The sequence below is a fragment of the Nostoc sp. genome (genome assembly GCF_036917815.1).
Taxonomy (GTDB): domain Bacteria; phylum Cyanobacteriota; class Cyanobacteriia; order Cyanobacteriales; family Nostocaceae; genus Nostoc.
The window spans coordinates 1-26571 of record NZ_JBALEK010000064.1 but is presented as its reverse complement, the minus strand read 5'-3'; the positions used below and the strand labels follow the sequence as shown (position 1 = coordinate 26571).

Genomic DNA, 26571 nt, shown 5'->3' with positions numbered 1-26571 from the left:
AGCAACGCAGTTGCGTATTTCGTACTTCAGACTCTTGATGAAAGCTAGTTGAGTCCTTTAGGACTCCGTGAAGTTTTGTTTTGCCTTGATTGTCAGTTTATGCCAAGCATGATAACAGAAATATGTAGTTGGTTAGGTCGAACCGATGATAATTTACGAGTTCAAAGTCCTGACAATTCAGCAGCATCTGGAAAACCTCACTTCTATTTCTCTCTTCCTTTAAGGAGAGAGACTTTGAATTTTCCCCCTTCCCTAGGAGGGAAGGGGGTTAGGGGGTTAGGTTTTTGGTGGACTTTTCCACATAACGTGAAAAGTCAGGTTCAAAGTCAAGGGAAAAGACAGGCAATATCGTGCAATAGATGATGCTATTCGTACTAGTCAGTTCATCCAGAATAAATCTTTGAGATATTGGATGGAAAACAAAAATGTCACTAAGTACGATCTTAATAAATATTGCGCTGTGCTTGCTGCTGAGTTTCCCTTTGCCGATGAACTCAACTCAATGGCTAGACAGTCTGCTGCTGAACGTGCATGGTCAGCGATATCACGGTTTTACGACAACTGTAAAAAGAAATTTATTGGTAAAAAGGGGTTCCCTAAGTTTAAAAAGCATTGTCGCTCAGTTGAATATAAAACTACTGGGTTCAAACTTTCCACTAATCGGAAAGCGATTACTTTCTCTGACAAGAAAGGCATTGGAACTTTGAAACTAAAGGGAACCTACGATCTCAACTTTATACTTTTTATTTAAGTAAAAATACTATTGAAAGGAGAAAAATTGCCTAGAGTTTTGCAAGACAGCTAATCACGGTAAAATCCCACAACCAAGAACGAAGAAGGAATACCCTACTCCCTATTTTCAAGACAGATTATAGCTCGACCTGAATCTAATAACTTCAGTAGCAGTTTTCAAGCACTATAAAATTATTGACAATAATTATTAATTCCTCTAATATTTAAAAGCAATTGCAAATCTTTTGCAATTCTTTTTTGACGCTAACTGTAACTAAATGTCATGCCCAACAACTTCGCTCTGGGTAACGAAAAACCGTGGAGCCGCCGTCAATTACTGAAGCTGGGCCTAGTAGGTGCTGGAGTGACTGGCGCAGCTGGACTATGGCAGATGTTAAATCTACAAGGTAAGTCAATCGTCAAAGTGCCACCACTCGATAGGTCAGCACCAGACGACGTTAGTAACCCAATGAAGATGGTAAGGGATTTTGATTATGGGACGGTGAAGCAAGAAAATGGGCGGACTATCCGGGAATTTCAGTTAACTGCGGGTACTTCCATCATCAAGCTCAATAGTGCTGTCTCTTACAACATCTGGGATTTAAACGGTCGCATACCAGGGCCAACGCTACGGGCAAAACAGGGCGATCGCATCCGGGTATTATTTCTCAATAATGCGGGACATTCTCACTCTTTGCATTTTCATGGCGTTCATCCGGCGGAAATGGACGGTGTTCGCCCAATCAGCAATGGAAATGCCACAATTTATGAATTTGATGCTGAACCCTATGGTGTTCACTTATACCACTGTCATATTGAACCAGTCACCCGTCACATCGCCAAGGGACTGTACGGGATGTTCATCATCGATCCACCTACCCCCCGTCCCCCGGCTGATGAAATCGTACTAGTGATGGGTGGGTATGACGTGAATGATGATAGCCATAACGATTATTACGCCTTTAACGGTCTGCCCCACTATTATATGCATCATCCGATTCGCATTTACAAAGATCAGTTGATTCGGCTGTATGTTCTTAACATCATTGAATACGATCCGGCAGTAACGTTTCATCTCCACGCCAACTTTTTTGATGTCTATCGCTATGGCATGAGTATGACTCCTAGCGAGAAAGCAGATGTGATTACGATGGGTGTCGCAGAAAGACATATCTTAGAATTTGCTTTTGGCTATCCAGGTAAGTATATGTTCCATCCCCATCAGGATGCGATCGCCGAAAACGGTTGCATGGGTCAATTTGAAGTACTTGCTGAAAGCAACTCTCAAAGTACCGTTAAAAATTCCTGACAATATTATTAGTAATTTGTAATTAATTCATTAAAGTTTAGATAAATAGTTGATAAAAAATGTCATTATGTGCGACAGTAAAATCTATGACAATGTGTAAAACAAACTAGTTTTTAGTAATAGTTTGAAATGTTTCAATGAATACCTTTTAAGTTGTGTGAGGAGCAAAGATGATAAAACTTCGTTATATCTGTTTAGCAGCAGCAACAGCCATAATAGTTACTTTGAGTTCTTGTAGTAGTACGCCAACCGCAGAAAATCCATCAGCACCAGTTGCTAGTCCTCCGGCTACAGAGGCAGTAAGTAATAACAGTCATAGTGGTCACGCTAGCAAAGAAAAAATTAACATTAACACTGCTATATTGTCAGAATTAGATAAGTTTGAAGGCAAGCTAGGTGTCCCAGCTTTATCCAACAAAATCCAGGCAAATCGTCCCTATGGTAGCCCAGAAGATTTAGTTACTAAAAAAGTAATTACTCAAGAGCAGTTCGACCAAATTAAAGACCAGGTTGGTGTTCAAGAAGTGGTACTCACAGGTGAGGCAAAAGATGTTGATTATATGTCTAAATTAGGCTTAATGAAAGGGCATCTTTTGGTAGCACGAGAACTTCTGGATCAGAATCAGTCAAAACAGGCAGAACCTCATATTGGACATCCAGTTGAGGAAATTTATATTGATGTAGAAGATCAATTGAATGAGCGGAAAGTTAAAGAATTTAAGACAACATTGGTAAGTTTACAAGATTTAGTGAAATCTAGTCCAAAAGATAGCAAAGTTAAAACTAATTTTGCCTCATCAGTGCAAGCAGTTGATGGAGCGATCGCCGCTTTACCAGCAGATCAGCGCTCAAAACCAGGATTTGCGCTACAGGTAATTAATGAATTGCTAGATTCAGCCAACTCAGAATATAGCGCTGCGATCGCAAATGGTAAAATAACCGCGCCAATTGAGTATCAAGACTCCCGTGGTTTTGTCTTTTACGCCAATGAATTATACAAAGGAATTTCTAGCCAAGTAGCTCAAGCAGATCCCGAAGCACACAAAGCGATCGATACTAGTTTCGCTGAACTAATAAAAGTTTGGCCTGCCGCCATCCCACCAGCAAAAGCAGTCAAAATACCTAATGATGTTACCAAGTTGGTAAAAACCATTGAGGAAAACTCTCAAAAAGTGGTTGACAAATCTAATGCCTAAGCACAGCAATCACACTTTGATTTAATGGAAAGCATAGAATAAGGAGTTTAAAATAGTTAGGAGTTATGAATTATGAGTTATGAATCCCGAACTCCTAACTCCTAACTAATTACACTCCATTCGTTACTTTAACTAACAACTGATGCAAGAACTTGACCATAAAAAGACCATTGACCTGTTGAACGCCATCATGGAATTTGAACTAGCAGGAGTAGTGCGCTACACACATTATTCTTTGATGGTAACAGGCCCTAACCGCATTCCAATTGTGGCTTTTTTCAAAGCACAGGCAAGTGAGTCTTTACTTCATGCCGAACAAGTGGGAGAAATTCTCACCGGTTTAGATGGGCATCCCTCCCTGAAAATTGCCCCAATGGAAGAAACCTACCAGCATAAAGTCAAGGATATCTTGGAAGAAAGTTTATCCCATGAAAAGAAGGCATTGGATCTGTACAAAAATTTGCTCGATACTGTCACCAATGCCAGCATTTACCTTGAAGAATTCGCTCGCGGTATGATTGGACAAGAAGAGATGCATAATCTCGAACTGAAAAAGATGCTGCGTGATTTTAGTTAATAGTCATTAGTGCTGTAGGGGCAATTCATGAATTGCCCCTACGTGAATAAAGAGCAGCTTCACGTAGAATTGGTATTAGTCATTAGACATCTGGTGAAAATGAAGGACAAAAAATGAATTTTAGTACTGCTCTACCTACTTTTGTAATAACACTCCGAGAAGGAGTGGAAGCTGCCCTTGTTGTTGGCATTGTGCTAGCTTTGCTGAAAAAAGCTAAACAATCCCGACTCAACTCTTGGGTATATGCTGGTGTCGGCGTTGGTATTGTCGTCAGTGCCTTAATAGGTGTGCTATTCAGTTCGGTAATTCAAATACTGGGAGCCGCAAATCCTCAATACACCACCGTAGTTGAGCCAGCGCTGGAGGGTGTGTTTAGTGTATTAGCGATCGCAATGCTCAGTTGGATGCTAATCTGGATGACGAAACAAGCCAGATTCATGAAAGCTACAGTTGAGGGAGCAGTAACAGAAGCGCTGACACAAAACTCAAATGCTGGTTGGGGTGTTTTTACCTTAATTTTAGTTGCCGTTGTGCGCGAAGGCTTTGAAACTGTTCTGTTTGTCGCAGCTAATTTTCAACAGGGATTAATGCCAGCCTTGGGTGCTATTGCTGGTTTAGTAGCCGCATCTGCTATTGGGGTATTGCTATTTAAATGGGGTGTCAAAATTAACATCCGCCAGTTTTTCCAGGTAATGGGCGTTTTCTTAGTGTTAATTGTCGCTGGGTTAGTAGTTTCAGGCTTGAAGCATTTTGACGAAGCTGTAGCTAACCTTGCCCTTAGCAGTCGCGCCACAGAAAGCCTTTGTTTCTATTACGAACGTTTTACAAAAATCCACTCCTGTATTTTGGGGCCAATGGTTTCAAATACTTCCACAATCTTGCCTGATGAACAATTTCCTGGCATTATTCTCAAATCTTTATTTGGTTATAGAGACAATCTCTATCTTGTGCAAGCAGTGGGATATGTGACGTTTTTGCTCACCATTGGAGGACTGTATTTCCGCAGCCTTGGAGGTGCTTCTCCTGAAGTTAAAAAGAATATCCCCTTTGGTCAAAAACCAATTAGTTCTGCAAAAGATTAAGATTTTTGTCTCATTCCCAGTCTGAGACTGGGAATGGCTCTTAGGAGGCTCTGCCTCCCCTATTCATCAATGATACTGGTGCAAACAACGCTTTCTTAAGCTGCTGACAAGCCTTTTCAATTGCATCTATACTACCTGGATTCACGAGACCAAAATAATCAAAAACATAGACTCGGTTATTTTTAGTTGCTTGTAGTTGCTGCCAAAAAGCTTCCTTTTTCAAAGAATCTAAAAGCGCTGCTTCCGAATTTCCTTGTGGAGGATTAACTAAAATTATCACCTCTGGATTTGCTTCTAAAACTTTCTCAGCCGAAAGTGTTACATAGCCACCAATTGGGCTTTTTCCTTGTAAATCTGCTGCTATATTTTTCGCCTGGAATTTCGCCAGCAAATCCCCCGCCCAACTGTTTTTATTCGGCGCTAAAATTGGTTGACGACTAACCAGCACTAGAGTAGAAGGACTCTGAGTTAGCTTATCTGGCAAGAAAGTTTTATAACGGTTTAACAAAGACTGAGGATCAGCATTAATTAACCCAGCCAGTTTTTTAGTAAGTTCTTCTAGAGATTCCCAGCTATTTATCTTAGTGAGCAAAGTCGGAATTCCTAGCTGCTGAAGTTTTTGAATTGGAATGTTAGAAAAGCCTTCAGCACCAATAACTAAATCTGGTTTTAGTGCTACCACTTTCTCTAAATTTGGCGGATTTTGACCTTCACTAACGCGGGGAATATCCTTAAATCTTGAGTCATTCTTAAATAGTTTACTCCCAGTGATACCAACAATTTTTGTTTGATCGAGTCGAGAGATAATATCAGCAGAAAGAGAAGAAAGAGCAACAACTCTTTTTGCTGATCCTTTTGGTAATTGTTGAGAGTTTGTGTTAGTCGTCTCAGTGGTATTTTCCACTTTCGTTTGTGGTTGCTGAGTATTTGCAGTGGTGCAAGCGGCTAAAACTATACTCAACAAAATTGCTAAAGCAGATAAGAGCCAACGACGATGCATATTAAAATTCCTTCTGAGGTAAGAATGGTATAAGAGGGTGTTTGAAAAGTCCTCTTGTTAGTAGCAAACATTATAGATCCCCCTAAATCCCCCTTAAAAAGGGGGACTTTGATTCCGGTTCCCCCCTTTTTTAAGGGGGGTTAGGGGGGATCTATAAGTGCCTAAAATTACAGCCAACCACTTTTCAAACAACCTCTAAGATTGATATGGAGTAGGGCTGTTGTAACTGCTAAAACAGATGTACGCCCATCCCAATGTAATTGTTCCAATCTCCAGTTAAACTTACTTCGTCTCCATCCAATTTTCACCGACACGCGCCTCTACCAGCAACGGCACACTCAACTGGACTGCATTTTCCATCACCGACTTAATTTGCACTCGTAATTCTTCCCACTCATGAGGAGGGATTTCAAAGACTAATTCATCGTGAACTTGCAACAACAAACGCGCCTGATAGCTCTTTAAAACCTCATGCAATCTCACCATTGCAATTTTGATAATATCAGCGTTAGAACCTTGAATTGGTGCATTAGCCGCAGAGCGTAGTAAACCCGCATCGTAAGCACCCAAATTCTTCAATTTACTCAGATCAATATCTTCTGGGTTACTGCCTTTTAATTTACGTAAACTATTATTAGTAAAGTCAAAATAACGACGACGACCGAAAATAGTTTCTACATAACCAAGAGCGATCGCTTCTTTTTTAACTCGCTCCAAATATGCAAAAACTTTCGGATATCGTTCATTAAACCGCTTAATGAACTCGTTGGCAATAGTCTTATCTATCCCAGTTGAGCGCGAAAACCTGAGAGAACCCATTCCATAAATCACGCCAAAATTGATAGTTTTTGCCATCCCTCGTTCTTCTGAGGTGATATTTTCTTTTTCAAAAACTAACCGCGCCGTAACAGTATGAACATCTTCATTTTGCTGATATGCTTGCACCAATATCGGCTCTTGACTCAAATGAGCCAAAATCCGCAATTCAATTTGTGAGTAATCAGCAGCCACCATTAACCAACCAGATTCTGGTAAAAACGCCTTCCGAATTTGGCGACTAAATGCTGTGCGAATGGGGATATTTTGCAAATTCGGATTAGAAGAAGATAACCTACCTGTTGATGTTGCTGCTTGATTAAAATCAGTATGCACCCTTTGGGTATCTGGACGCACCAATGCAGGTAATGCATCAACATAAGTAGACTTTAATTTAGATAGGGTGCGATATTCAATAATCGCCTCAACAAACCCAGTTTTATCATCTTCTTGGAGTCTTTCTAGTGTTGCTGCATCTGTAGAGAATCCTGTTTGAATTTTACGAGAATGTCTAGTACTTAACCCCAACTTTTCAAACAATATTTGGCTCAACTGTTTAGGAGAACCCAAGTTAAAATTTTCTCCAGCTATTTCAGTTGCTTCCTCTTTTAACCTAGCTAACTCTGTTTCTAAATGCTGCGAAAGTTCTTGTAAATAAGCTGAATTAATCCGAACACCTGTGTATTCCATTTGGGCTAAAACTGCTTCTAGTGGCTGTTCGACTTCCGCTAACAGCTTAGACAAAGATGGAAATTTATCCAGTTCCTCACGCAATTTCGACACTAAACCAAAGGTAGAATAAGCATCCATCCCACAGTAATCTGCGACGGCGGGAATATCTATATCAGCGATAGTTTTGCCTTTAGGAACTAAATCTAAGTAACTTTTAGCTATCAATCCCAAATATCGCTGCGACAAATCCATCAAATTATGACTTGAATCGGGATTTAAAATGTAACTTGCCAGCATGGGATCAAACACTACTCCCGCCAAGTTAATTCCTTGACATCTTAGAACTAAGCGGTCAAATTTGGCATTTTGTAAAGCTTTGGGATAATCAGCACTTTCGAGAATTGGACGTAATGCTTCTAGCACCAAATCTTTATGCAAATTTTCCCCAGTTTTGTGCCCCACAGGAATATAGGCTACTTCATCTGCTTTCGTTCCCCAACAGCAACCAATTCCTACTAATTCAGCATCTCTCGGTTCTAAATCGGTGGTTTCAGTGTCCCAAGCAACGGGTGTTTCTGGATTAGTAAATTTTTGCAAAAGTTCCACTAACTCAGTTAATTTCGCTTCGGTATTGATGGTGCGTGGTGTAATTGGTGAAGTAGATTTTTGTGGAACTGCTGCTGTATCACTAGCACTGAAAAACCACAAATCATTATCTTCATCAGCGTTGAATTCTGAGTTAGTAGAGTTGGAATTACTTACATCTTTTTTGGCTTCTTGATTTTCTTCAATTTGTCCACCAAAACGTTGCTGTAGGTCGTTGATTCTGCCTAAAAAAGACTTGAATTCTAATTTTTCTAAAATTGGTGATAAGACGCTTGTATCAAACCCTTTTAATTTGCAATCTTCTAAATCAAATTCTATAGGAACATCCAAAACTATGGTTGCCAAATAGCGAGACTTTTCAGCATCTTCTTTACCTGCTGCCAGTCTTTTCTGAGTTGCGCCTTTAATTTCATCTAACGCAGCATAAACATGATCAAGTGAACCATAGGTATTGAGCAGTTGCACTGCTGTTTTTTCCCCAATTCCCTTGACACCAGGAATATTATCTGATTTATCACCACAAAGAGCTTTGAAATCAACAATTTGTGAAGGTAAAACGCCCATCTTCTCTTTGACTTCTTCTGCTTCAAATTCCGTGATGCTATTTGTAGAGCGCTTTAGGGCATCTGGACTAAAATTTAAAACAGTGATTTCTTTGTCAGAGTCGATTAGTTGAAATAAATCGCGATCGCCAGTGAGAATCTTCACCCTATACCCAGCAGCAGTTACTCGTTGTGCTAAGGTTCCCAAAACATCATCAGCCTCATAACCAGGGGCAGTAAAAAATGGCAGATTGAAGCCATTCAGCAACTCATGGAGGTTTGCTAAATCGGGAATGAAGTCTTCTGGCGTTTCCGGGCGATCGGCTTTATAAGTTTCGTCAGCTTCGTGGCGAAAAGTTGCCTCAGCCAAATCAAAAGCGATCGCCATTGCTTGAGGCTGTTGTGTTGCCATTACCTCCAACAGGCACTTCACAAAACCAAAACATATACTGGTCGGAATTCCCGTTTTGGTACGCAGTCCTCCATCTCGCCCTTTGGCGAAAGCAAAATATGAACGATAAGCCAGGGAGTGCCCATCTACAAGGATGAACGTGGGGCGTGTTGCAGTTGCAGAAGTGAAAGTTTCAGACATAGCCCTATTTTAGCCAGAAGCTTTGTCACATAGTTAGGGACTGACAAATAAAAAATGTCCCAAAACTGACCCAAAAACCCTCTATATTTCTCCTTTCTCTGTGTCGCGCCAGTTGCTTCTCCCAGGGGGAGACGCTACGCGTAGCAAGTCTCTTAACCGCAAGGGCGCACTGGCAACTCTATTGTCTCTGTGGTAGCCTGCGGCAAGCCGCTTTGCGTCTACGTTTATTTGAATAATTTATTTCTTGTCAGTCCCTTAGCAATTTCTGATGCTCGCTCAGGTTTGCTTTAGCGACAATAGAAATTCATTCCCCCAGAAGTCACTAGTACGACACGGCGGAAATAAAGCAACCATTTTAAATAGCCAGAAAGCCTACAAAATAAGCATTCTTTCTTTTTACTTTTGCCTTTTTACTTTTGCCTTCTTGTACTAGAGCCTGTTAACCTCTTACTGGAAGTTAAAATCTAGGAAATTATGCAGAAGGCATCTACCGATCATCAGGCTGCTGCAAAAGACATTAAACTACTAGTTTTGGATATAGATGGCACCATCGCCGGACAGTCTAACACCCTCAACCCAGCTGTAAAGCAAGCAATCTTTGCAGCGCAAGCACGAGGAATTCAAGTAGCGATCGCAACAGGTCGAATGTATAGTTCAGCCTTGCGCTTTCACCAAGATATCGGCTCTACCCTACCATTAATGGCTTATCAAGGAGCCTGGATTCAAGACCCAATCACCCAAAAAATTCATCGCCATTGGGTTGTTTCCAGGGAAATCGCCCACCAACTAATCGACTATTTTGAACAACCTGAGTTGCGATCGCTCCTATCTGTCCACTTTTATATCAATGATCAGCTATACGTCCGTGAATTAACTAAAGAAACCCAAATTTATGCAGAACGTTCTGGTGTTATCGCGATTCCCGTGGGTGATTTGCGTCAAGTTTTAATGAATGAACCGACAAAAATTCTTGCTTTGTGTGATGACACTGATGTAATCGACAAGCTATTGGGAAATTTGCGCCGCCAATACACACCGGCTGAACTTTATCTAACAAAATCCGTTGCTACCTTTTTTGAAGCAACTAACGCCTCTGTGAATAAGGGGACTGCTGTCCGTTACCTAGCCGAAGAATTGTTGGGATTACAATTAGCCAACGTTATGGCCATTGGCGATAATTTCAATGATGTGGAAATGCTGGAGTATGTTGGACTTGGTGTAGCTATGGGCAACGCACCAACAGCAGTACAAGCGATCGCACAGTGGGTGGCTCCTAGTGTAGAAGAAGACGGAGCAGCAGTAGCAATTGAAAAGTTTTTGCTGTAATTAGGGACTTCCAAATAAAAAAATATCCGAAAACTGAGGCAAAAACCCTCTCTATTTCTCCTCTCTCTGTGTTCTCTGTGTCTCTGTGGTTCGTTTCTTTGGATAATTTATTTCTTGGAAGTCCCTTAGAGCGTTTTTTCAACATTTAACCCATACAAATCAGAAAGGACACCGACGACTGGCCGTGTTTCGTCTCGGTGCCCTAGCTGGTTCGCTCCTCACACACCTGCTAATGTATCCGAGGTGGTGCATTGAGTCAATAGCTATATAAAAAGTTTTTATTTTTGCCTAAGCGACATTACCCATTTATAACTCCAAGGGCGCAAAAACCCGCAAGTTTTCTTCTAGGAAAAATCTTAATACTGATTGAGTAGCCATCAGCAATCCCAGTCTAGCTTGGGCTAGCTCTGGTGATGTAATTTTCACCTCACCCCAAATCCGGCAATTACACCAAAACTTTTCAAAAGCTTGGCTCAAATTCAGCGCTACTTTTTCCCATTTCACAGAACCGCCAACATCAGGGCACTGTATATTGTCTACCACTTGTATTAACTCGCCAATTAGACGGCGCTCATCTGGGTGATTTAGCCGCAGTGTTCCGTCACAATTAAGCCAAGGTACAGGGTTGGGAGAGATCACATCCCAAAAAGCTGGACTAGTATTTGGAACTGGTTCTCTAAGTTTAATCAATCCCTCTCGATGAGCCAGAAGTACTAGCGAACAGCAGCGTGCATGAGCATATTGAACAGTAAACAGCGAATTGGGCATTGGGCATTGGGCATTGGGCACAAAAGGCAGAGGGGCAGGGGGCAGGGGGCAAGGGTGAGAATTAAAAATTACCTCTTTTCCCCCTGCTCCCTGCTCCCTGCTCCCCTCCTCCACTGCTTCCCCCAAACTCCCAACTGCAATACCTTGTAACCAAGTCGCTAAGGTTGAGTGAGTTAATTCAAAATGTATCCAACCAGGAGGAACTACTTGGATGCTAAAAACGTCCTCACCAATCCCTGATAAATCAGAGGCGATCGCCCTGGCAAGCTCCATCGCTTTTCGATTCTGAGATTTTGATAGTCCCAGGCACACACTTGATATATATAAAACTTTATTGTCATCTCTATCTTTATATAGAGGTATTTTTTCATCCCCTATGCATACATTTTCTGCTTTACAAGTATCAATGCTTAGTGATTTTATTAAATAACTGTATAATAGCTGTTTTATTGACGTATATTTGCTAACTGGTAATCTATAATGCACGTAATATTATTTATATAATCATGTAAGATATATTTGTTACTTTTCTGTCATCTCTCTTGCGGTATAAATTTAATTTAGATGAAGAAAAATGAGAAGAGGATAAAATTTGATGAATAATTGATGAATAGTAAGTAAACTTTACTACCATCATTGTACAGTAGGAAGTATAACAAAGATTAGAGAGTAATTTACTTTCTATTCTTTGGATTGGCTGGCGCTGTTAGGCGTTAAGCCTGCCTTGCCAACACAAAGACACTCCTTGCACCTTTTTATTTACGTCTTTGTCTTCAGCCGAACGCTCTTTGTTACCTATGCAATCTCCATCCTCCTTTTCTGAGGCATCACGGCCTTTTTTGACTTGGCAACGAATTCTTGACTGGGCTCAAGAACACTACCGCTGCCGTACCTTTAGCAAAGATGAGCGCATTCCAGCTAGACCTGGATTGCTGTATTTGGTGCAAAGGGGTGCGATCCGCATGGTAGGAACCGCACAGGTTAGTGCTACTGCTAGTCAGCTAACGTCTCGACGAATCAATAGAACTCCAGAAGAAGCGTTCTTGGGTTTTGTGGGAGCGGGGCAGCCATTTGAAATTGTTGCTCAATCACCATTCACACTCCAGGCTTACGCCCATGTTGACCAAACTGCGGTGCTGTGGATGTACTGGCACGATTTAGACAATTGGCCTCATTTCCGGCGCGAAGTTATGGATGCCTTTAGGTATCAGCACCAGCGTAAGCTGCTGTGGCTGAGTGCCTTGGGACAACGCCGCACAATTGACCGACTCTTAGGATTTCTCACATTGTTAATTGAGGAATATGGAGAGCCAGCAATGAGCGACACTGATCCTGATGTGATTCGCGGTTATTGTCTGCCCTTCCCCCTCACCCATGCCCAAATTGGTAGCGCGATCGGTTCCACTCGTGTCACCGTCACCCGCTTAATGGGTAAGCTACGTCAACGTGGCTTAATTCTGACTCAAGGCGATAATCTCATTTGCTTGCCAGCAGAGTCGATTAATAGAGCTGGTTAAAGCACAGTTCAGAGCGGCGATTTGGGCCACTCTGTCTTGAGCGCGAGTGGCTCTGCCCCAACTGAGGCGATCGCAATTGTCAGCGAATTTTCACAAATCCAGCTTGGCTAATCAATTCCTGTCCCTGTTCAGTCAGCAGTAAGTTGGCGTAAGCGACACCTGCTTGCTGCTCAGTCTGACCATTCTGTTTGACCACCACAAACAGATTCCGGGTAATTGGGTATTTTCCAGATTGGAAAGCCTCAATGTTCAACTTGTTCCGTTTACCAGGACATTCAGACGGGAGGACAGAAGGTTCTTGGTATGGAGCAATGTATTGTCCTTGCGTCCGCCCCAACGGTAAGGCTTTGATTGAGCATTGAGGTATCACCTCTGGGGCAGAAGCGTAGTAGATGCTACCAGCACTACCAGCCAATTTTTTCAAGGCTTGGGTGGTTGTGGAGATATATTCCACATTGGGGCTGAAAGCTTGGCCACCCAAAATGTCTTGGACAAAAAGTTCAACCGTACCGCCATCAGCAATGCGGCGCGAATAGGGCTGAATCGGGATATTGGGGCCACCCACCTGGCTCCAATTATTAATTTTGCCTGTGTAAATTAACTTTAACTGGTCTATCGTTAGTCCTGGGATATTGAGGTTGGGGTTAACTGCGATCGCTAAACCATCAATTGCCACAGGAATTTGTTTTAAAGTGAACCCACGCTGCTGGGCATGACTTAATTCCTGATCTAGAACTGGTCGGGAGGACTGGGCAACGGCTAGTTGACCGTCTATCAGGGATTGGATACCAGTACCAGAACCAGGAGAGGCATTACTGGGTTCTACATAGCGCAGCCGAAACTCTGGTCGCGCGGTTTGAATTACTGGATCAACTACTAGTCGAATCGGTGCCCAAGATGTACTGCCCCCGTAATTAAATAATCCTTTAGGAACATCCTGTACTGAGGTAAAAGTCTTACCACTAGGCTGTTCTGATGCCGATTGGGGCGTTTTGGTGTTACCAGAATTAATTGTATTTAGGTTAAGACCAGACTTTCTGCTGAACCACCAAAAACCACCAGCTATTAGCCCGACGGTGATTAGGATGGATAAGACAAGAATAGGTATTTCATTTTTTTGGGACATATTAAATTAACCGCGCGTCCATTCAAAATAAGTGCTTGCTACTTGAGATTGTATTTGGAGGACGGGTGTTTATGTGACATCTCCCACCACTAAATCGGAGTACCGATTATAGTGGGGGCTTCCAAGACAATCCGGCTACTGCTTAGGAGGCTCTTGGCTTTAAAGACGGAATGACCTGCCGCCTTATTTAATATGTTCAATGCTGCATTATGATCGCGATCCAAATTACATCCACAACTGCAAATATGTTGGCGGATATGCAACGCTTTTGGAACTTTCACCCCACATCTAGAACAATCTTGTGATGCTTGGTTGAAATTACTCGAGGAATGGACTCAGAAAAAGTCCTCCCCGGAAATGGTTCGCATTTAATCCGCGATCGAGCTTGAGTGGGGAGCCTTTCCCTAAATGGCGATCAAAGATGTCGCCGTAGTTACCTACAGATCCAAGAACGCGGCGCTGCCAATCCTTGTCGAGACCAAGTTCTGGTGCGGATATCGGCATCACCCCAGCACCGCCTGCATACCAGCTTGTTTCCGGTCTATCTGCGTTGATCAATGTATGGATTGTCCACCCGACGATCGCCGACCACTCGCCGTCCTGGGTTCCAGTGGCGGCGATCACCGGAAAGGTAGTCAACGACTCCGGGAGAATGCGGCTTGATAATCGGTTCACCCCAGGGTCAAGGCGAATATTTGCAAGGGTTGTGATCTCACCGGCGATGGCGTGGCAATTTTGCACGTTGTATGTATCGATCATCTCCCCATCCTCAGAGAAAGGCCGCCGGAACCAGTTTTTGTGGAGCGCACCGAAGTAAGCTGTGAGGCTCCGCTCAACCGAACTGCCAATCATGAAACAGATGCTTTCTCCGGCCAGGTCGCTGACGTGTTGTGCGGCTGAGTTGGACGCTACCATCACCGCATTGGATTCTACGAAGACAGTCGGACCAGGCAGCACCTTACCAGCCAACTTCTGCTCCTCAATCTCCGATCCGGTGAGAAAGTATACGTCGTCCTGCTGGTTACGCACGGCATCGAAGGACTTCGATGTTTCATACTCATGATATTCAATGCGGTCAGAAGATCCCAACACGGCGGCGGCGATCGCACGGCAAATATCGACGTTAACACCACTCCAGCCACCTGGCTCGGCTTGAGTTGCCAGACCTGTCCGCTCGACGCTGCCACAGCGAACCAGATTGTGTTCCTTCACCCGTTTAATAACCGAACCTGCCTGAGCTTCGGAAATCGAGCAGCAAACACCAAACAGAGTCAGGAAGACTAACACAAAACGCATGAATTCTCCTCAGGAATGTCGAAAAACGGGGGTATAAAGATTGCTGAGTGGGGAATCTCACTTCTTTACTGACAATAAATAAATTATCCATCTTGTGGGGTGGGCATCCTGCCCGCCCTGAATATGGGACGGGTGTTCGCATAGCGGCAGGTAGTGCGGACACCCATCCCACAAGAAAATTTGGGATGTTTTTTATTTGTCAGTCCCTCACTCAGCACTCAGTGCAATCAAAAGGTGTCTTAGGCTGAAGAATAGATGGGGTGTGCCCCATCCATCTATCTCTTTAAGGGTTAGCGGCTGGATAAGTGCTTGGTAGCGAGTTGAAGCCCTTGGGGATGTTGTTGACAATTCCCTGGCGCTTGTCCTCCGGTGTGATTCCGATCGCTCGGCAGCCTTCACCGCCGTAGTGCGGTAGTGTATTCACAACACTATCTGGAATTTTCGCAAAGGAGGCTGGCAGTGGTGCCGAGACTCCGAGCAGGCGCTTGGGATCGAAGCCGGATAGCAAGCTGTCGGTGATCGGCGAATTGATGTCCCGTGGGCCGAGATACCTCTGCTGGAATCCTGGCGGTCCGAACTTGTTGAACTCTGGGGAGTTGCCAGCAGCGAGTGCCTGTGCTTCATCGGGCAAGCTGGCAAGGGCGGGCAAACCAAAGATCGTATTAATTGTTTCGATCACCGAGTTGTGATCGCCCTCGACGTGGGAGACGGCGTGCGTCCGGGCGTAGGGTGAGATCAGGATCAGGGGTACACGGACACCACGGGAGAGCGGTAGCCCATCCGGGCCATAGGACAAAATCCTGGGTGGTACATGGTCGTAGAACCCATCGGACTCGTCGTAGGTAATGATGATGGCACTCTGCTGCCAGATTTTCGGATTTGAGGCGATCGCATTAATTGCCCTGGCCGCCATCCCCTCGCTGAGTTGGCGATCGCTGTAGGCTGGATGGTCGTCATCACCTGACTTCGCGGCATTAATGGCGGCGATCTCATCTGCCGGCGTGTTGGGGTTGGTGATCGGCGGCTTTAGACCCTGCTGGTTCGTATAGCCACCACGAATGTAGAACACCCCGCTTTTCGGTAGGGTATTGTTGGCTATGTCGCTAAAAAAGTCATTCAGTCCCCGAAGATTTTTGCTCACCTGTGGCGTGTTGGCAATATAGCCGAAATACTGTGCGCCGTTGTGATGGCTGACATAGGCATTGTGGGAAGCGATGCCATTGGTATCGGTTGGTTCGAGATCGTAGCCTTCTTGATACCAGCGCCAATTGACCGGCTCAGTCTGGAGTTGGTGGATATAGGGGATATCCTTTTGGATGTCGGCTAGATCGAATAAAGGATTCCTGTTGCTAGCCAAGACCGATCGAATATCGCGCCCCTGAAAGGTGAGTGGCAGACTGGCGAAGGTCAGGTTCGAGGAGATGTTGCCATCAGCGTAGCTCTCTTTCGCACCAGCAGGTTGCTTGTTATTCGTGGTTGTGTCGAACTGGGAGCCATAGAAGGGCTGTGGATCGTTGACTAGGGGTACACCCTGGGTCGTACCAGTGTGGCTGCCTACAGTGTAGGATTGGCCACTCGCACCGTGCTTGACCCACTGCGTTTCACCCCCCTGCCCCGCGATCATCGCCACTGCATTCGGGGTTGAGGGTGTATCTTCAGTTGCAAAGATGTTGTCGAAGACAGTGAAGCGACTAGCCCACTTCCAGAAGAACGGAATAGTGTCGCAATCGATGTGCGACATCACAAGACGCGCGAACTGCTTGCCCTCAGCAATGTTGGCGGCTCCACCCTTGGATGCGAAGCGCGTGTACTCGTCGTTGACGAACTGATCCATCTGTGGCTTGCCGTCCACAACGTGGATCTTGGTTGCTAGTCCGGTGTGCGAGTGGTCAACGCTGTCAACGGCGCTGGCGTTCTGTTCAGATCCGATTCGGAATGGCTGAACCGTCACGGTTGCGCCGTTAGCATCCGTGTAGGTCTGGGTGAAGCCCGGTGTTTTCTTTGGATCGCGAGGCTTTTGTCCATCTGAGTAGAGTCCGTTAACACCGGGTAATGTGCCATACTCGTTGTCAAAGGAGTGGTTCTCGTTAAAGATGACGAAGACGTACTTGATCCGCTCCTGAAGCAGTCTTTTGAGTACTTTCGGTGGTAGCTGGGGTTCCTTACCTGGATCAGTTAAGTATCGCGCCACGTCTGGCGTTGCATCTGGCTGAGTCGTAATGGTTGAGTTTTGTGGAGAAGAATCCTCTGCGATCGCTGGGACAATAGAGGAGGGAAGTAGCAAAAGTGCTAGAACAAAATAGAACTTTGTAAATCGTCTCAAAGCACATCTCCTTAGTAATTTCTATCCAGTTAATATCGCTACACGGAATTTAGAATTCGTATTCACATACCGCAAGCATTTCATCGATTTAGAATAGGTATTTTGGTTACGCCGTGCTTTATTGGTTCCGAAATTTAGAAAAAATTAACACCGTTGATTAGAAGCAAAGTTATGCCGCTATTTAAGCTTTTTGCTTTCTTTTCAGCGACAAACCGATAGTAGTGACAACTACTATTCCAGCAAAAGTTTGAGGTTCAGGAACAGGCTCACTTTTAACGAAAGTAACGGCAGTAAGTCCCGAACTTTTGACACTTCCAAGGTCGCTGTTGTCCAAAAGTTTCCCATCATTGCTACTACCCGTACCTGTGAAATTGCTGTCAAAATCCAGTTCCAAACTGTACAAGTTATTGTTTTGCTTTGTCAATAAACCTGCGTCGGAAAAAGCAAGTATGTTCTCTTGAATGTAAGCTGTATTGCCAGCCAAGCTGTTGGATAATGTTCGTAAAACAGTATTATTTTTGACTAAGTTGACTGTCCAACTTTTCAAATCTACAAAAGAACTAGAAGCAGGTAATTGATCTACATCTACTGTGTAAGTCCCATTAAAAAAAGCATTTGCTAAATTAACAGGTAGTCCTACTGAACCATCAAGAGCCGCAGGAGCAAAATCTCCTGAAATATTAAATGTTTTCAAATTGACAGCCTGGGCAGGATCTGTGCCAGTAGCTGCAAGCATAGCAAAACCAACTACTGCGGTAGCAGTTGCTGGCGATAACCTTTTTAAAGGTGTTGCACTCAGCATAAGTTTGGTCTTAATATTTTTGCCCATAGTTCTAGTTAAGTGCGCTTTTTGCACACCGAAAATAATGCCAAAGTGAAGAGACTGCGATCGCTAGGCTTGAAGGTATAAAGAAAAATCCAGAAGTCAGAAATGACTGCACCTATAACCTGATGCGATTTCCATCGCATCAAATTATTCTTAATTTTCCCCACAAGGAACAAGGTATTAAACCAGTTGTCCATTCGCCCTCTGGGTTTGGTAGTTACTTCTACCTCACCAGTTGCTAAAAATCTCTACTTCTGTATTTTGTTACCTGAAAATTAATGACAAGTTAAGAAAAAGCAAAGTTTATCGTAAATTGAAGGGTTTAAGCCACCTCTCTTGCCAGGGCTGTTTCATTCCCTAAAACAGGTAAACACGTACCTACTCAAAGAGATTTGGGATGTTTCTCGCTCCATGAATTACTCTGACCGAAAAAATGGGACTCAAGCCCCGTCCTTCTAGGACGGCTTTTCCTGGTTTCTAATATACTGCTTAAGAACTTCTAGCGGCGCTCCACCTACTGAAATCGCAAAATAACTAGGACTCCACAAAGCGATAAAATATTAAATAATTGCTTACCGGGAAACTGCGGACAAGAGGCGCAATATCTATACGTTCTCTGCCCATCCCTGGATTAGCTAGAAGTTCGTCAAATTTCCCTGTAATTTTGTTAATGAGGACATCTGCTGCGCTTTCATTGTTTTGGGAGACATATAACCAAATCTCAATCAGGTCGGCTTTGGCTTCATTGGTAACTCGTAACTGCCTCATTTTCTAGTGCTTGTGTTCTGTATTATTCTGCCGCAGCCGTCCCGTCGCCTTAATTTCATCCGCAAGTTGATTTGAAGAAGTGTAAGTAGTAAATTCTCCTTGCGATATCTGATCTATTCCTCGTTGAACTTCACGGCGCAACTCCTCAAGTCTGAGCTTACGTATATCTTCACGTTCCTTCAGAAGCCTTAATCCGTCACGGATGACCTCACTTTGCGATTGATATAGTCCGGCTTCTATGAGTTCAGCGACAAATTTATCAAATGTCTGACCCAGATGTACGTTCATAAGCAATCTCTAGAAACTGTTTTCTCTACAGCTATGCTGGCAATCTTAGCAACAATTGTCAATTTATGTTAATCAGGTTTGAATTGTTAATGGTGATTATCTTACTGGTTCAAAGTCATAACCAGTGCGCGAGCGAGAACCAGGAACAATTTTTACAAGTTGGACTGGCGCATTGCGATCGCCTGATGCTAAAAACCGAATTGTGCCAGAAGCGCCAGTGGCAGAAAAGTCAGAGGAGGTTAATGCTTCTTGGACTCCAAATCGCGTGGGATTGCGTTCTAATGCCGCAATTAGAGCGACAGTGGCATCATAGCTGAGGGCGGTTCGCCAACTCACATCACCCCCCCATAGCTGCCGCGATTTCTGACGAAAATCTGACTGGCGATCGCCATCAATATGCCAGGGAACTGCCAATACCATCCCCACAGCTTGCTCTCTGCCAATTTCTAAAGTTTTAACGGTGTAAACATCATCTCCCCCTAGCAGAGTTAACCGCTTCTGGTTAATTTGAATTACTTGCAGCGCTTTATCCAGAGTTTCAGTATTAGCAGCTAACATCAACACTTCTGCACCTTGCTTTGTTGCTTGTTCGAGACTTTTAGCCGCACTAAAATCTGCCTTGGATAAGTCAAATTCGCTGGATACTTGTCCACCCTCTAGGGAAACAGATGAAACAAACTCCGACTTTAAAGACTGGCTATAGTTACTCTGAGAATTAAAAAAAACCACTGCATTTTTTTTCTGCAAGGTTCTCGCCATATAGTTGGCTAAACTTCTAGCAGCCATAAAATCACTGGGAACCGTGCGAAAAACGTAGCGGCTAAAGTTAGAAATTTTTACAGATGTGCTGGTAGGAGAAATTGCTACAAGTTGTCCAGAAGTATAGATAGTACCTGCGGCTAAGGTGGAATCGCTAGTAATCGGCCCAACTACACCTAATACTTCGGAATTGCTGACTAGGCTAGAAGCGATTTGCTTGGCTATTTCTGGATTGTCGTCGTCACTAGCTATCCCTACTTTTAAAGGTACTCCCTTGACTCCTCCAGAGCGATTAACTTGATTTTGGGCTTGAGCTATGCCACGTAAAACTTCTAAAGAAGCATTGGGATCAGTGCCGAATGGTACAGAAGCGACAATGGTGTAGCTCTTGGAAGAACCGATACGGGCATTGTTAAGAAAAATTAATGTTTCTGGATCGTTAGGGTTGAGTTTTAGGGCGGCTGTGAAATTAGCGATCGCTTTATCATAACTTTTAGCTGCGATCGCCTGTACTCCTTCTTGTTTAACTGGAGACACGTCACCCGGAGTCAAGGATTTTTCGCCAAAACTAATGCGATCTTGTAAGGATGGATTGCTAACTGCTCCCTGATTTCCAGTATTACCAATTTTGACTCCAGAGTTGTTAGTAAACCACCAAAAACCACCGCAAACTATGCCAACTGTCAGCAACAGAGCCAAGGCTAAAATTTTGGTTTCATTCTTTTGGGACATGAATTCAATAAAGAAAAAATGTTTATTATTTGATTATTTTGTGAAATCTAAGTACTTTGATCATTTAATTCTGACAAATCCAGCTTTTTGGATCAGTTCTTGAGCTTGAGGTGTCAGCAGCCAATTTGCATAAGCTTCCCCCGCTTGCTGATCTGTCTGACCATTCTGTTTAACAATTACAAATAAGTTGCGGGTAATTGCGTAGTCACCACTACGAAAAACCTTACTATTCAACTGATTACGCTTGTTAGGACATTGAGATTGAGGTATAACTGGTTCCTGGTAAGGAGGCAGAAATTGACCACTTATCCGCCCTATTGGTAGGGACTTAATCGTACATTGGGGTACAACTTCTGAGGCAGAAGCATAGTAAATTGCGCCAGTGTTCATTGCTACTTTTCGTACTGCTTCTGTGGTGGTGTCAACATAACTAACATTGGCAGCAAAATTCTCTTTATTTAGAACATTTTCCACAAAGAAGTCCACTGTCCCCCCAGCTTCTTTGGTGCGAGAGTAGACTGTAATTGGTAAATTGGGACCACCCACCTGTTGCCAATTAGTCATCTTGCCCGTGTAGATATTTTTGAGTTGGGCGATAGTTAAACCAGGGATATTGAGATTGTGGTTAACTGCGATTGCAATACCATCAATCGCCACCGGAATTTCTTTCAAACTAAATCCTTTTTGTTTAGCTTCTGTATTTTCTTCAGCTTTAACTGAGCGAGAAGATTGAGAAAAAGCTAGTTGATTATCTATCAACATCCGAATCCCAGTTCCAGATCCTGGTTCAGCCGAAGGGGATTGAGTGTAGCGTAAAATAAATTGAGGGCACTGGTTTTGCAGTACCGAGTCTGCCTCTTTACGGATGGGTGCCCAAGTTGTACTACCACCATAGTTAAATGTCCCTTCTGGGAGATTTGGCACGTTACATCTATTGTTGTTGACAAACTGGTTTATGGGATTATCTGTGTTGCTACTCTCCGAAGCTTTAGGAACAGTTCCACTTAATTGCGCCCACCTTTCCATAAGGAACCATAAACCACCAAAGATTAAACCAATGGTGATAACGACGGCTAAGAAAAGACTAAGTGTTTCGTTTTTTTGAGACATTATATATAGTAGCTGTTAGCACCAGGAGTTTTTTAAAGTATCAGAGATAATAATTTATAAATAAGTCGAAATACGGCTGTTAGTGAAATAGCTACTAAGCCTGCTGCAACTGCTAAAATAACCACTGTCTGAATGTCAAGTCCCCCTCGTAAAAAGGGGAGAAAAAAAATAATGGCAAAAGTAATTGTGGGAATAATTAATAAATCGAACTTTTCAATCCACCGCCTGGTTTGAGTGAAAATTAGTATACCTAAAATTACAGATGCAATAATGAAAGTAACTATTGGAGATTTTACTAGATTGAAGAGCGCGATCGCGATTAATGCACCTTCAAATCCACTAAATCCCGCCCCACCCAATAATTCCAATGTAGAAAACGCTGGTTGAGTCGGTGAATGGCGGGGGACGACGGGACTAGAACTATTTGGTTGTGGGGGGAGGGTTAAAGAGGGTGAATTAAGTTGTGTAGCGGCTTGAGCCGCTTGTGAGTTAAGCGCGCGTAGAACCTCCTGGGCTGACTGAAAGCGTTGATTAGCAGCAGGTAGCAGCATCTTATCCAAAATATCAGCAAGGTGAGGGGTGACACTTACTTGGTTTCGCCATTTCCACTGGTTGCTATAGGCATCAAATAGTTGAATTGCCTCCTGATTTGTTAACAAGGTAATAAGAGTTACAGCCAAGGCGTATAAATCTGTAGATGGAAATACTTGCCCCCCAGCCATTTGCTCAGGCGGTGCAAATCCCATAGAATAAATTCCTGTGGAAGAAGCCGCAGAACCAGATGCAGCGTTTGTTACTTGCTTGACTGCACCAAAATCTAGTAAGAAGAGTTTACCATCACGCCGACGCATGATGTTAGAAGGTTTGATGTCTCTGTGGATAATGCCTCTGTCATGGACAAACTCTAGTACCCTCAGGATTGCTTGCAATATCTCTAAGACTTGCTGTTCAGAAAATTTGCCTTGTTGAACTAATTCTTCTTCTAAGTTTTTTCCGTCAATGTATTCTTGCACCAAGTAAAAAAATTGGTCTTGCTGTCCTGGTTGCAAACTATTAACTATGACTGGAAAGAAGGCAAACAAGTCAGGAATTTGCTCGTGATCGTTACCAAGTTGTGCTAGAACTTCTGCTTCTCTCTCAAACATTAACTGCGCTTGTTGCAATTGAGTTAAGCTTAAATTCCCGGCTGGTTGAAACTGCTTCACCACGCATTGACGCATTCCTGGTATTCGGCGATCGCGTGCTAAAAAAGCGGCTCCAAACCCGCCTCTTCCCAGCAGTTTTGTTGTCACGTATCGACCATCTAGCATCAGTGGCATACCACAGGTGGTACAGTACTTTTGCTGCATTGTTTTCAGCGTCGTAATATCATCTAAATCGGCAAAATAGTTTTGTGGGCGTGGGCAATGTGGACGGGTACAGTAAACTTCCATTTTCGTGATTAGTCAAAATAATTCGTGATGACGCTCTTTACGAGACGCTAAAAGCGAATGCGGACTCGCTACGCAAACGAGCGTTATTACGAATTACGAATTATTTGGTTATTTACAAAAAAACAAAGGACAAATTACAAGGCACTAATAACCTGATTTTAGTCTTCGCCGGATGAGGTGGGTGTTGCTACCTCCAATGTAGTTAACACTATGTTTTTTTGTGCTAATTTTAACACATTTTGATTCCATCCTGGGTTAGCAAACTCGGGCAAAATTTCTTGACTAAAGGCTTCTGCGGCCTTGGATCTATAACGATTGGGATTACAAATCAGCCACAGCGTCCGTTTGACAACGACACCTTCAATGGGAGTACGGTGTAGAACGCCCATTTGTAACTCTTTAGCGATCGCACTAGTTGAAACAAAGGCAGCCCCTAAACCAGATTGCACAGCATTCTTAATCGCCTCAATGGAATTCAATTCCATTTCAACTTTAAAACGTCTGGTATCAATTTCACAGCGTCCTAGCACTTGGTCAATTACTTTGCGGATAGTCGATTGGGAATCTAGGGCAATGAATTGTAATTTATATAGGTCGTCTTTCTGGATTTTTTCAAGTTTGGCAAAGGGATGAAAGACAGGTAGAATCAGCGCTAGTTCGTCCTCAGCATAAGGAATAACTTCTAAAGATTCTGAGAGTTCACCGGGAATTTCACCACCGATAATCGCCAGATCAACTTGTCCATTAGCGACACTCCAAGCAGTCCGGCGGGTAGAGTGGACGTGCAATTGCACAGCCACATCTGGATATTTTTGTCGGAACATCCCGATCATTCTGGGCAAAAGATAAGTGCCGGTGGTTTGAGAAGCACCAACAATTAAAGTCCCGCCTTGGAGATTTTGTAAATCCTCGATGGCGCGGCAGGTTTCCTGACACAGACTGAGGATTTTTTCACCGTAGCTTAAAAGTAGATGCCCGGCTTCGGTTAATTGGGCGCGTCGTCCTCCACGATCGAATAAGGGGACATCGAGCTGTCGTTCGAGATTTTGGACTTGCAAGCTGACGGCGGGCTGGGAGACGTAAAGACTATCAGCCGCACGCTTGAAGCTTCCTTCTTGAGCGATCGCTTTCAGGATACGTAACTGATCTAAAGTGAAAGGAAGGTCAGACATAAGGCTCAACCCACAAACTTTGAAAGGAGCGGATGCACACAACAAATCAGCTTTGGCAGCAATCAGCTAGGCGTGATTTGTTGCATATTAAACTTGAAGGCTTGACTCGAAAAAGATAGCGGCACAACATCTTGACTAAAGTCTCCTTTTGAATACTTTGTGGTATTGGTTGTACTGAATTCAATTTTCTTTAAATTACTTCACCCGTTTATATGTTGCTGATTTCTTGGTTTACATCCAGTCATTTTGTCATACTGGGGTTACAAATAGTTTTTGCGATCGCTCACAGTGGAGGCGCTGCTTTACGCCCAAGGGCCGAAAAATACATTGGCCCAAGGCTTTATCGCATTTTCTTTGCATTAGTCAGCCTACCGTTGGCTGTGATCTTAATTATTTACTTTTTTGGACACCGCTATGATGGTTTGCAACTTTGGCAGGTACAAGGAGTGCCAGGAGTACAAGAAGTTGTTTGGCTGTTGTCAGCGATTTCGTTTTTGTTTTTATATCCTGCTACCTTCAATCTACTAGAAATTGCTGCCATTCAAAAGCCCCAAGTTCATCTCTACGAAACAGGAATTATGCGGATTACGCGTCATCCCCAGATGGTAGGACAAATAATTTGGTGTGTTGCTCATACTCTCTGGCTGGGCACTACCTTTACCCTTGTGACTTCCATTGGATTGGTGTTGCATCATTTGTTTGGGGTTTGGCACGGGGATCGCCGTCTCTTGCATCGCTACGGAGAAGCCTTTGAAATTGCCAAACAGAGGACTTCAATTATTCCCTTCAAAGCGATCGTTGACGGACGTCAATCTATCTTATGGCAGGAATTTATTCGCCCCGCCTATTTGGGAGTTGCCATTTTTATAGCTTTGCTTTGGTGGTCACACCCTCTCTTGCTAGAAGCAACTAGTAGGATAACATGGTAAATTTAGGTGATCCCCAGTGTCAGGAAAAATCCCGAATAGATGAAAATTTCCGCTGATCAATTGACCCAAATCAATGTAGGATAAATTCAAACATCTATCAGCGAGGGTGCGTTCAGTCAACTTGAGATTTTATATTGCTAGTCATTGGTCAGTTGCCTTTCCTTGCGAGAAAATGGCAGGTTCAGTCAAATCCCAGGCGGCCACAGCAATCAGGAGTTTAATATCCAAAAAAGCCAGCGCGAATTCCACAGTGGCTTTTTGGTTAGAGACAGATTATCGCATGGCAATTAGTCCCAAGCCCGGGCTTGACTCTCAAAGCAAAAGAGACGAGTTGCTTCTCATTCAATGCCCTAACATTTAGTTATTGACTTTTACTCAGCACTGGCTCAACGCGCCGCTAGCGCTAACAGGACTGGCTCAACGCCCCGCTACCGCTAACGGAACTCAGCACTACTGAATTCAGTGCTGATAGCTAGTTTGATATAAAAACCTTATAATCCAAGAGGCATCATGGTGTTTTTGGTTAGTGAGCGGACATTTACTCAAGAAGTTTTAGAATCTCCTATTCCTGTTTTAGTTAATTTTGAAGCCCCTTGGTGTGGCTTGTGTCGGATTATCCACCCACTGTTGTTGCAATTTCAAGCCCAATGCGGGGAAGAAATTAAATTAGTTGGGGTTAACGCCGATCAAAATTTTAAATTGTCTACTACTTATAAGCTAAAATCACTACCCACTTTACTATTGATTGAAAATGGCACTGTTCGCCATCGCTTGGAATGCTTTCGCGGCAGAGAAGATTTACGTCTAGCTTTAGAAGAGATTAAAGCCAACTACAGCAGTTGCCCCAAAATCTACAAAAGTTCAAAAACAGTGGACTTAGAATATCGGTCAGCTTGATGGGTATTGGCATTGGGTATGGTGTATGTGGCATTGGACTAATGGCAAATGACCAATGACTAATGACAAATGACCAATGACCAATGACCAATGATCAATGACAAATGACCAGTGACCAAATCTAAAACCATGCTTAACACCCCACCCAAAGACCTTTGGGTGGGTTATTTTATCCTA

At 43.4% G+C, this 26571-nt stretch carries 22 protein-coding genes and 3 pseudogenes; 9 read left to right on the top strand and 16 right to left on the bottom strand.

Translation table 11 applies throughout. The features are described 5' to 3' along the window. Positions 1-355: 355 nt before the first annotated feature. From V7K97_RS19860 to V7K97_RS19840, 5 genes and pseudogenes are all read left to right on the top strand, one after another. Positions 356-736: pseudogene (locus V7K97_RS19860) on the top strand (RNA-guided endonuclease TnpB family protein); the annotation flags it as partial. Positions 737-1015: 279 nt separating this feature from the next. Beyond that, positions 1016-2041, top strand: coding sequence for a multicopper oxidase domain-containing protein (locus tag V7K97_RS19855; RefSeq protein ID WP_334802719.1), 1026 nt, complete (start codon positions 1016-1018; stop codon positions 2039-2041). A gap of 170 nt (positions 2042-2211) precedes the next feature. Continuing rightward, on the top strand, positions 2212-3237 hold the full coding sequence (locus tag V7K97_RS19850; protein WP_334802718.1) for a ComEA family DNA-binding protein: 1026 nt from the start codon (positions 2212-2214) through the stop codon (positions 3235-3237). Positions 3238-3379: 142 nt separating this feature from the next. Beyond that, on the top strand, positions 3380-3814 hold the full coding sequence (locus V7K97_RS19845) for a ferritin-like domain-containing protein (RefSeq protein ID WP_100901802.1): 435 nt from the start codon (positions 3380-3382) through the stop codon (positions 3812-3814). Positions 3815-3927: 113 nt separating this feature from the next. Continuing rightward, positions 3928-4896: an FTR1 family iron permease gene (locus V7K97_RS19840; protein WP_334802717.1), complete on the top strand. Its 969-nt coding sequence runs from the start codon at positions 3928-3930 to the stop codon at positions 4894-4896. 40 nt (positions 4897-4936) lie between these two features. Here V7K97_RS19840 and V7K97_RS19835 read toward each other — a convergent pair whose 3' ends face one another. Together V7K97_RS19835 and polA are read right to left on the bottom strand one after the other, a co-directional pair. After that, entirely contained in the window at positions 4937-5896 is a 960-nt protein-coding gene (locus V7K97_RS19835) for an ABC transporter substrate-binding protein (protein ID WP_334802716.1), read from the bottom strand. Between the two features lie 282 nt (positions 5897-6178). Beyond that, a complete protein-coding gene (gene polA / locus V7K97_RS19830; protein WP_334802715.1) occupies positions 6179-9124 on the bottom strand; it encodes a DNA polymerase I in 2946 nt (981 codons plus the stop codon). Between the two features lie 474 nt (positions 9125-9598). Between polA and V7K97_RS19825 the strand changes: the two genes are divergently transcribed. Continuing rightward, positions 9599-10450 carry a Cof-type HAD-IIB family hydrolase gene (locus V7K97_RS19825; protein WP_334802714.1) on the top strand — a complete coding sequence of 284 codons (852 nt, stop codon included), beginning with the start codon at positions 9599-9601 and terminating at the stop codon, positions 10448-10450. A gap of 306 nt (positions 10451-10756) precedes the next feature. Here the strand turns inward: V7K97_RS19825 and V7K97_RS19820 are convergent, their stop codons facing one another. Further along, positions 10757-11491: a DALR anticodon-binding domain-containing protein gene (locus V7K97_RS19820; protein WP_334802713.1), complete on the bottom strand. Its 735-nt coding sequence runs from the start codon at positions 11489-11491 to the stop codon at positions 10757-10759. Positions 11492-12015: 524 nt separating this feature from the next. Here V7K97_RS19820 and V7K97_RS19815 point away from each other — a divergent pair. After that, positions 12016-12735 carry a Crp/Fnr family transcriptional regulator gene (locus V7K97_RS19815; RefSeq protein WP_012412419.1) on the top strand — a complete coding sequence of 240 codons (720 nt, stop codon included), beginning with the start codon at positions 12016-12018 and terminating at the stop codon, positions 12733-12735. Between the two features lie 79 nt (positions 12736-12814). Here the strand turns inward: V7K97_RS19815 and V7K97_RS19810 are convergent, their stop codons facing one another. The 13 genes and pseudogenes from V7K97_RS19810 to V7K97_RS19750 all read right to left on the bottom strand — a co-directional run bounded on the left by V7K97_RS19810 (position 12815) and on the right by V7K97_RS19750 (position 24568). After that, entirely contained in the window at positions 12815-13861 is a 1047-nt protein-coding gene (locus tag V7K97_RS19810) for a PstS family phosphate ABC transporter substrate-binding protein (RefSeq protein ID WP_334802712.1), read from the bottom strand. Between the two features lie 89 nt (positions 13862-13950). Continuing rightward, positions 13951-14166: pseudogene (locus V7K97_RS19805) on the bottom strand (zinc ribbon domain-containing protein); the annotation flags it as partial. 13 nt (positions 14167-14179) lie between these two features. Further along, positions 14180-15157, bottom strand: coding sequence for a hypothetical protein (locus V7K97_RS19800; protein WP_334802711.1), 978 nt, complete (start codon positions 15155-15157; stop codon positions 14180-14182). Between the two features lie 283 nt (positions 15158-15440). After that, entirely contained in the window at positions 15441-17480 is a 2040-nt protein-coding gene (locus V7K97_RS19795; RefSeq protein ID WP_334802710.1) for a phospholipase C, read from the bottom strand. Positions 17481-17661: 181 nt separating this feature from the next. Then, on the bottom strand, positions 17662-18282 hold the full coding sequence (locus tag V7K97_RS19790) for a PEP-CTERM sorting domain-containing protein (protein WP_334802709.1): 621 nt from the start codon (positions 18280-18282) through the stop codon (positions 17662-17664). 35 nt (positions 18283-18317) lie between these two features. Beyond that, on the bottom strand, positions 18318-18503 hold the full coding sequence (locus V7K97_RS19785) for a hypothetical protein (protein ID WP_334802708.1): 186 nt from the start codon (positions 18501-18503) through the stop codon (positions 18318-18320). A gap of 258 nt (positions 18504-18761) precedes the next feature. Continuing rightward, positions 18762-18854 (bottom strand): annotated as a pseudogene (locus tag V7K97_RS19780) (transposase); the annotation flags it as partial. Next, positions 18841-19074, bottom strand: a complete 234-nt coding sequence (locus V7K97_RS19775; RefSeq protein ID WP_334802707.1) for a type II toxin-antitoxin system RelE/ParE family toxin — start codon at positions 19072-19074, stop codon at positions 18841-18843. The pseudogene V7K97_RS19780 and the gene V7K97_RS19775, both read right to left, overlap by 14 nt. Before the next feature lie 3 nt (positions 19075-19077). After that, positions 19078-19362: a type II toxin-antitoxin system ParD family antitoxin gene (locus V7K97_RS19770; RefSeq protein ID WP_334802706.1), complete on the bottom strand. Its 285-nt coding sequence runs from the start codon at positions 19360-19362 to the stop codon at positions 19078-19080. Between the two features lie 96 nt (positions 19363-19458). Further along, positions 19459-20853: an ABC transporter substrate-binding protein gene (locus tag V7K97_RS19765; protein WP_334802705.1), complete on the bottom strand. Its 1395-nt coding sequence runs from the start codon at positions 20851-20853 to the stop codon at positions 19459-19461. Positions 20854-20913: 60 nt separating this feature from the next. After that, the gene (locus V7K97_RS19760; protein ID WP_334802704.1) at positions 20914-21963 is read right to left on the bottom strand and encodes a substrate-binding domain-containing protein; all 1050 of its coding nucleotides are present in this window, start codon (positions 21961-21963) and stop codon (positions 20914-20916) included. A 32-nt stretch (positions 21964-21995) separates the two neighbouring features. Beyond that, the gene (locus V7K97_RS19755; protein WP_334802703.1) at positions 21996-23396 is read right to left on the bottom strand and encodes a serine/threonine-protein kinase; all 1401 of its coding nucleotides are present in this window, start codon (positions 23394-23396) and stop codon (positions 21996-21998) included. Positions 23397-23554: 158 nt separating this feature from the next. Then, positions 23555-24568, bottom strand: a complete 1014-nt coding sequence (locus V7K97_RS19750) for a LysR family transcriptional regulator (RefSeq protein WP_334802702.1) — start codon at positions 24566-24568, stop codon at positions 23555-23557. A gap of 212 nt (positions 24569-24780) precedes the next feature. Here V7K97_RS19750 and V7K97_RS19745 point away from each other — a divergent pair, with 212 nt between their 5' ends. Together V7K97_RS19745 and V7K97_RS19740 are read left to right on the top strand one after the other, a co-directional pair. After that, entirely contained in the window at positions 24781-25497 is a 717-nt protein-coding gene (locus tag V7K97_RS19745; RefSeq protein WP_334802701.1) for an NnrU family protein, read from the top strand. Positions 25498-26007: 510 nt separating this feature from the next. After that, on the top strand, positions 26008-26394 hold the full coding sequence (locus V7K97_RS19740; protein ID WP_334802700.1) for a thioredoxin family protein: 387 nt from the start codon (positions 26008-26010) through the stop codon (positions 26392-26394). Positions 26395-26571 lie beyond the last annotated feature (177 nt).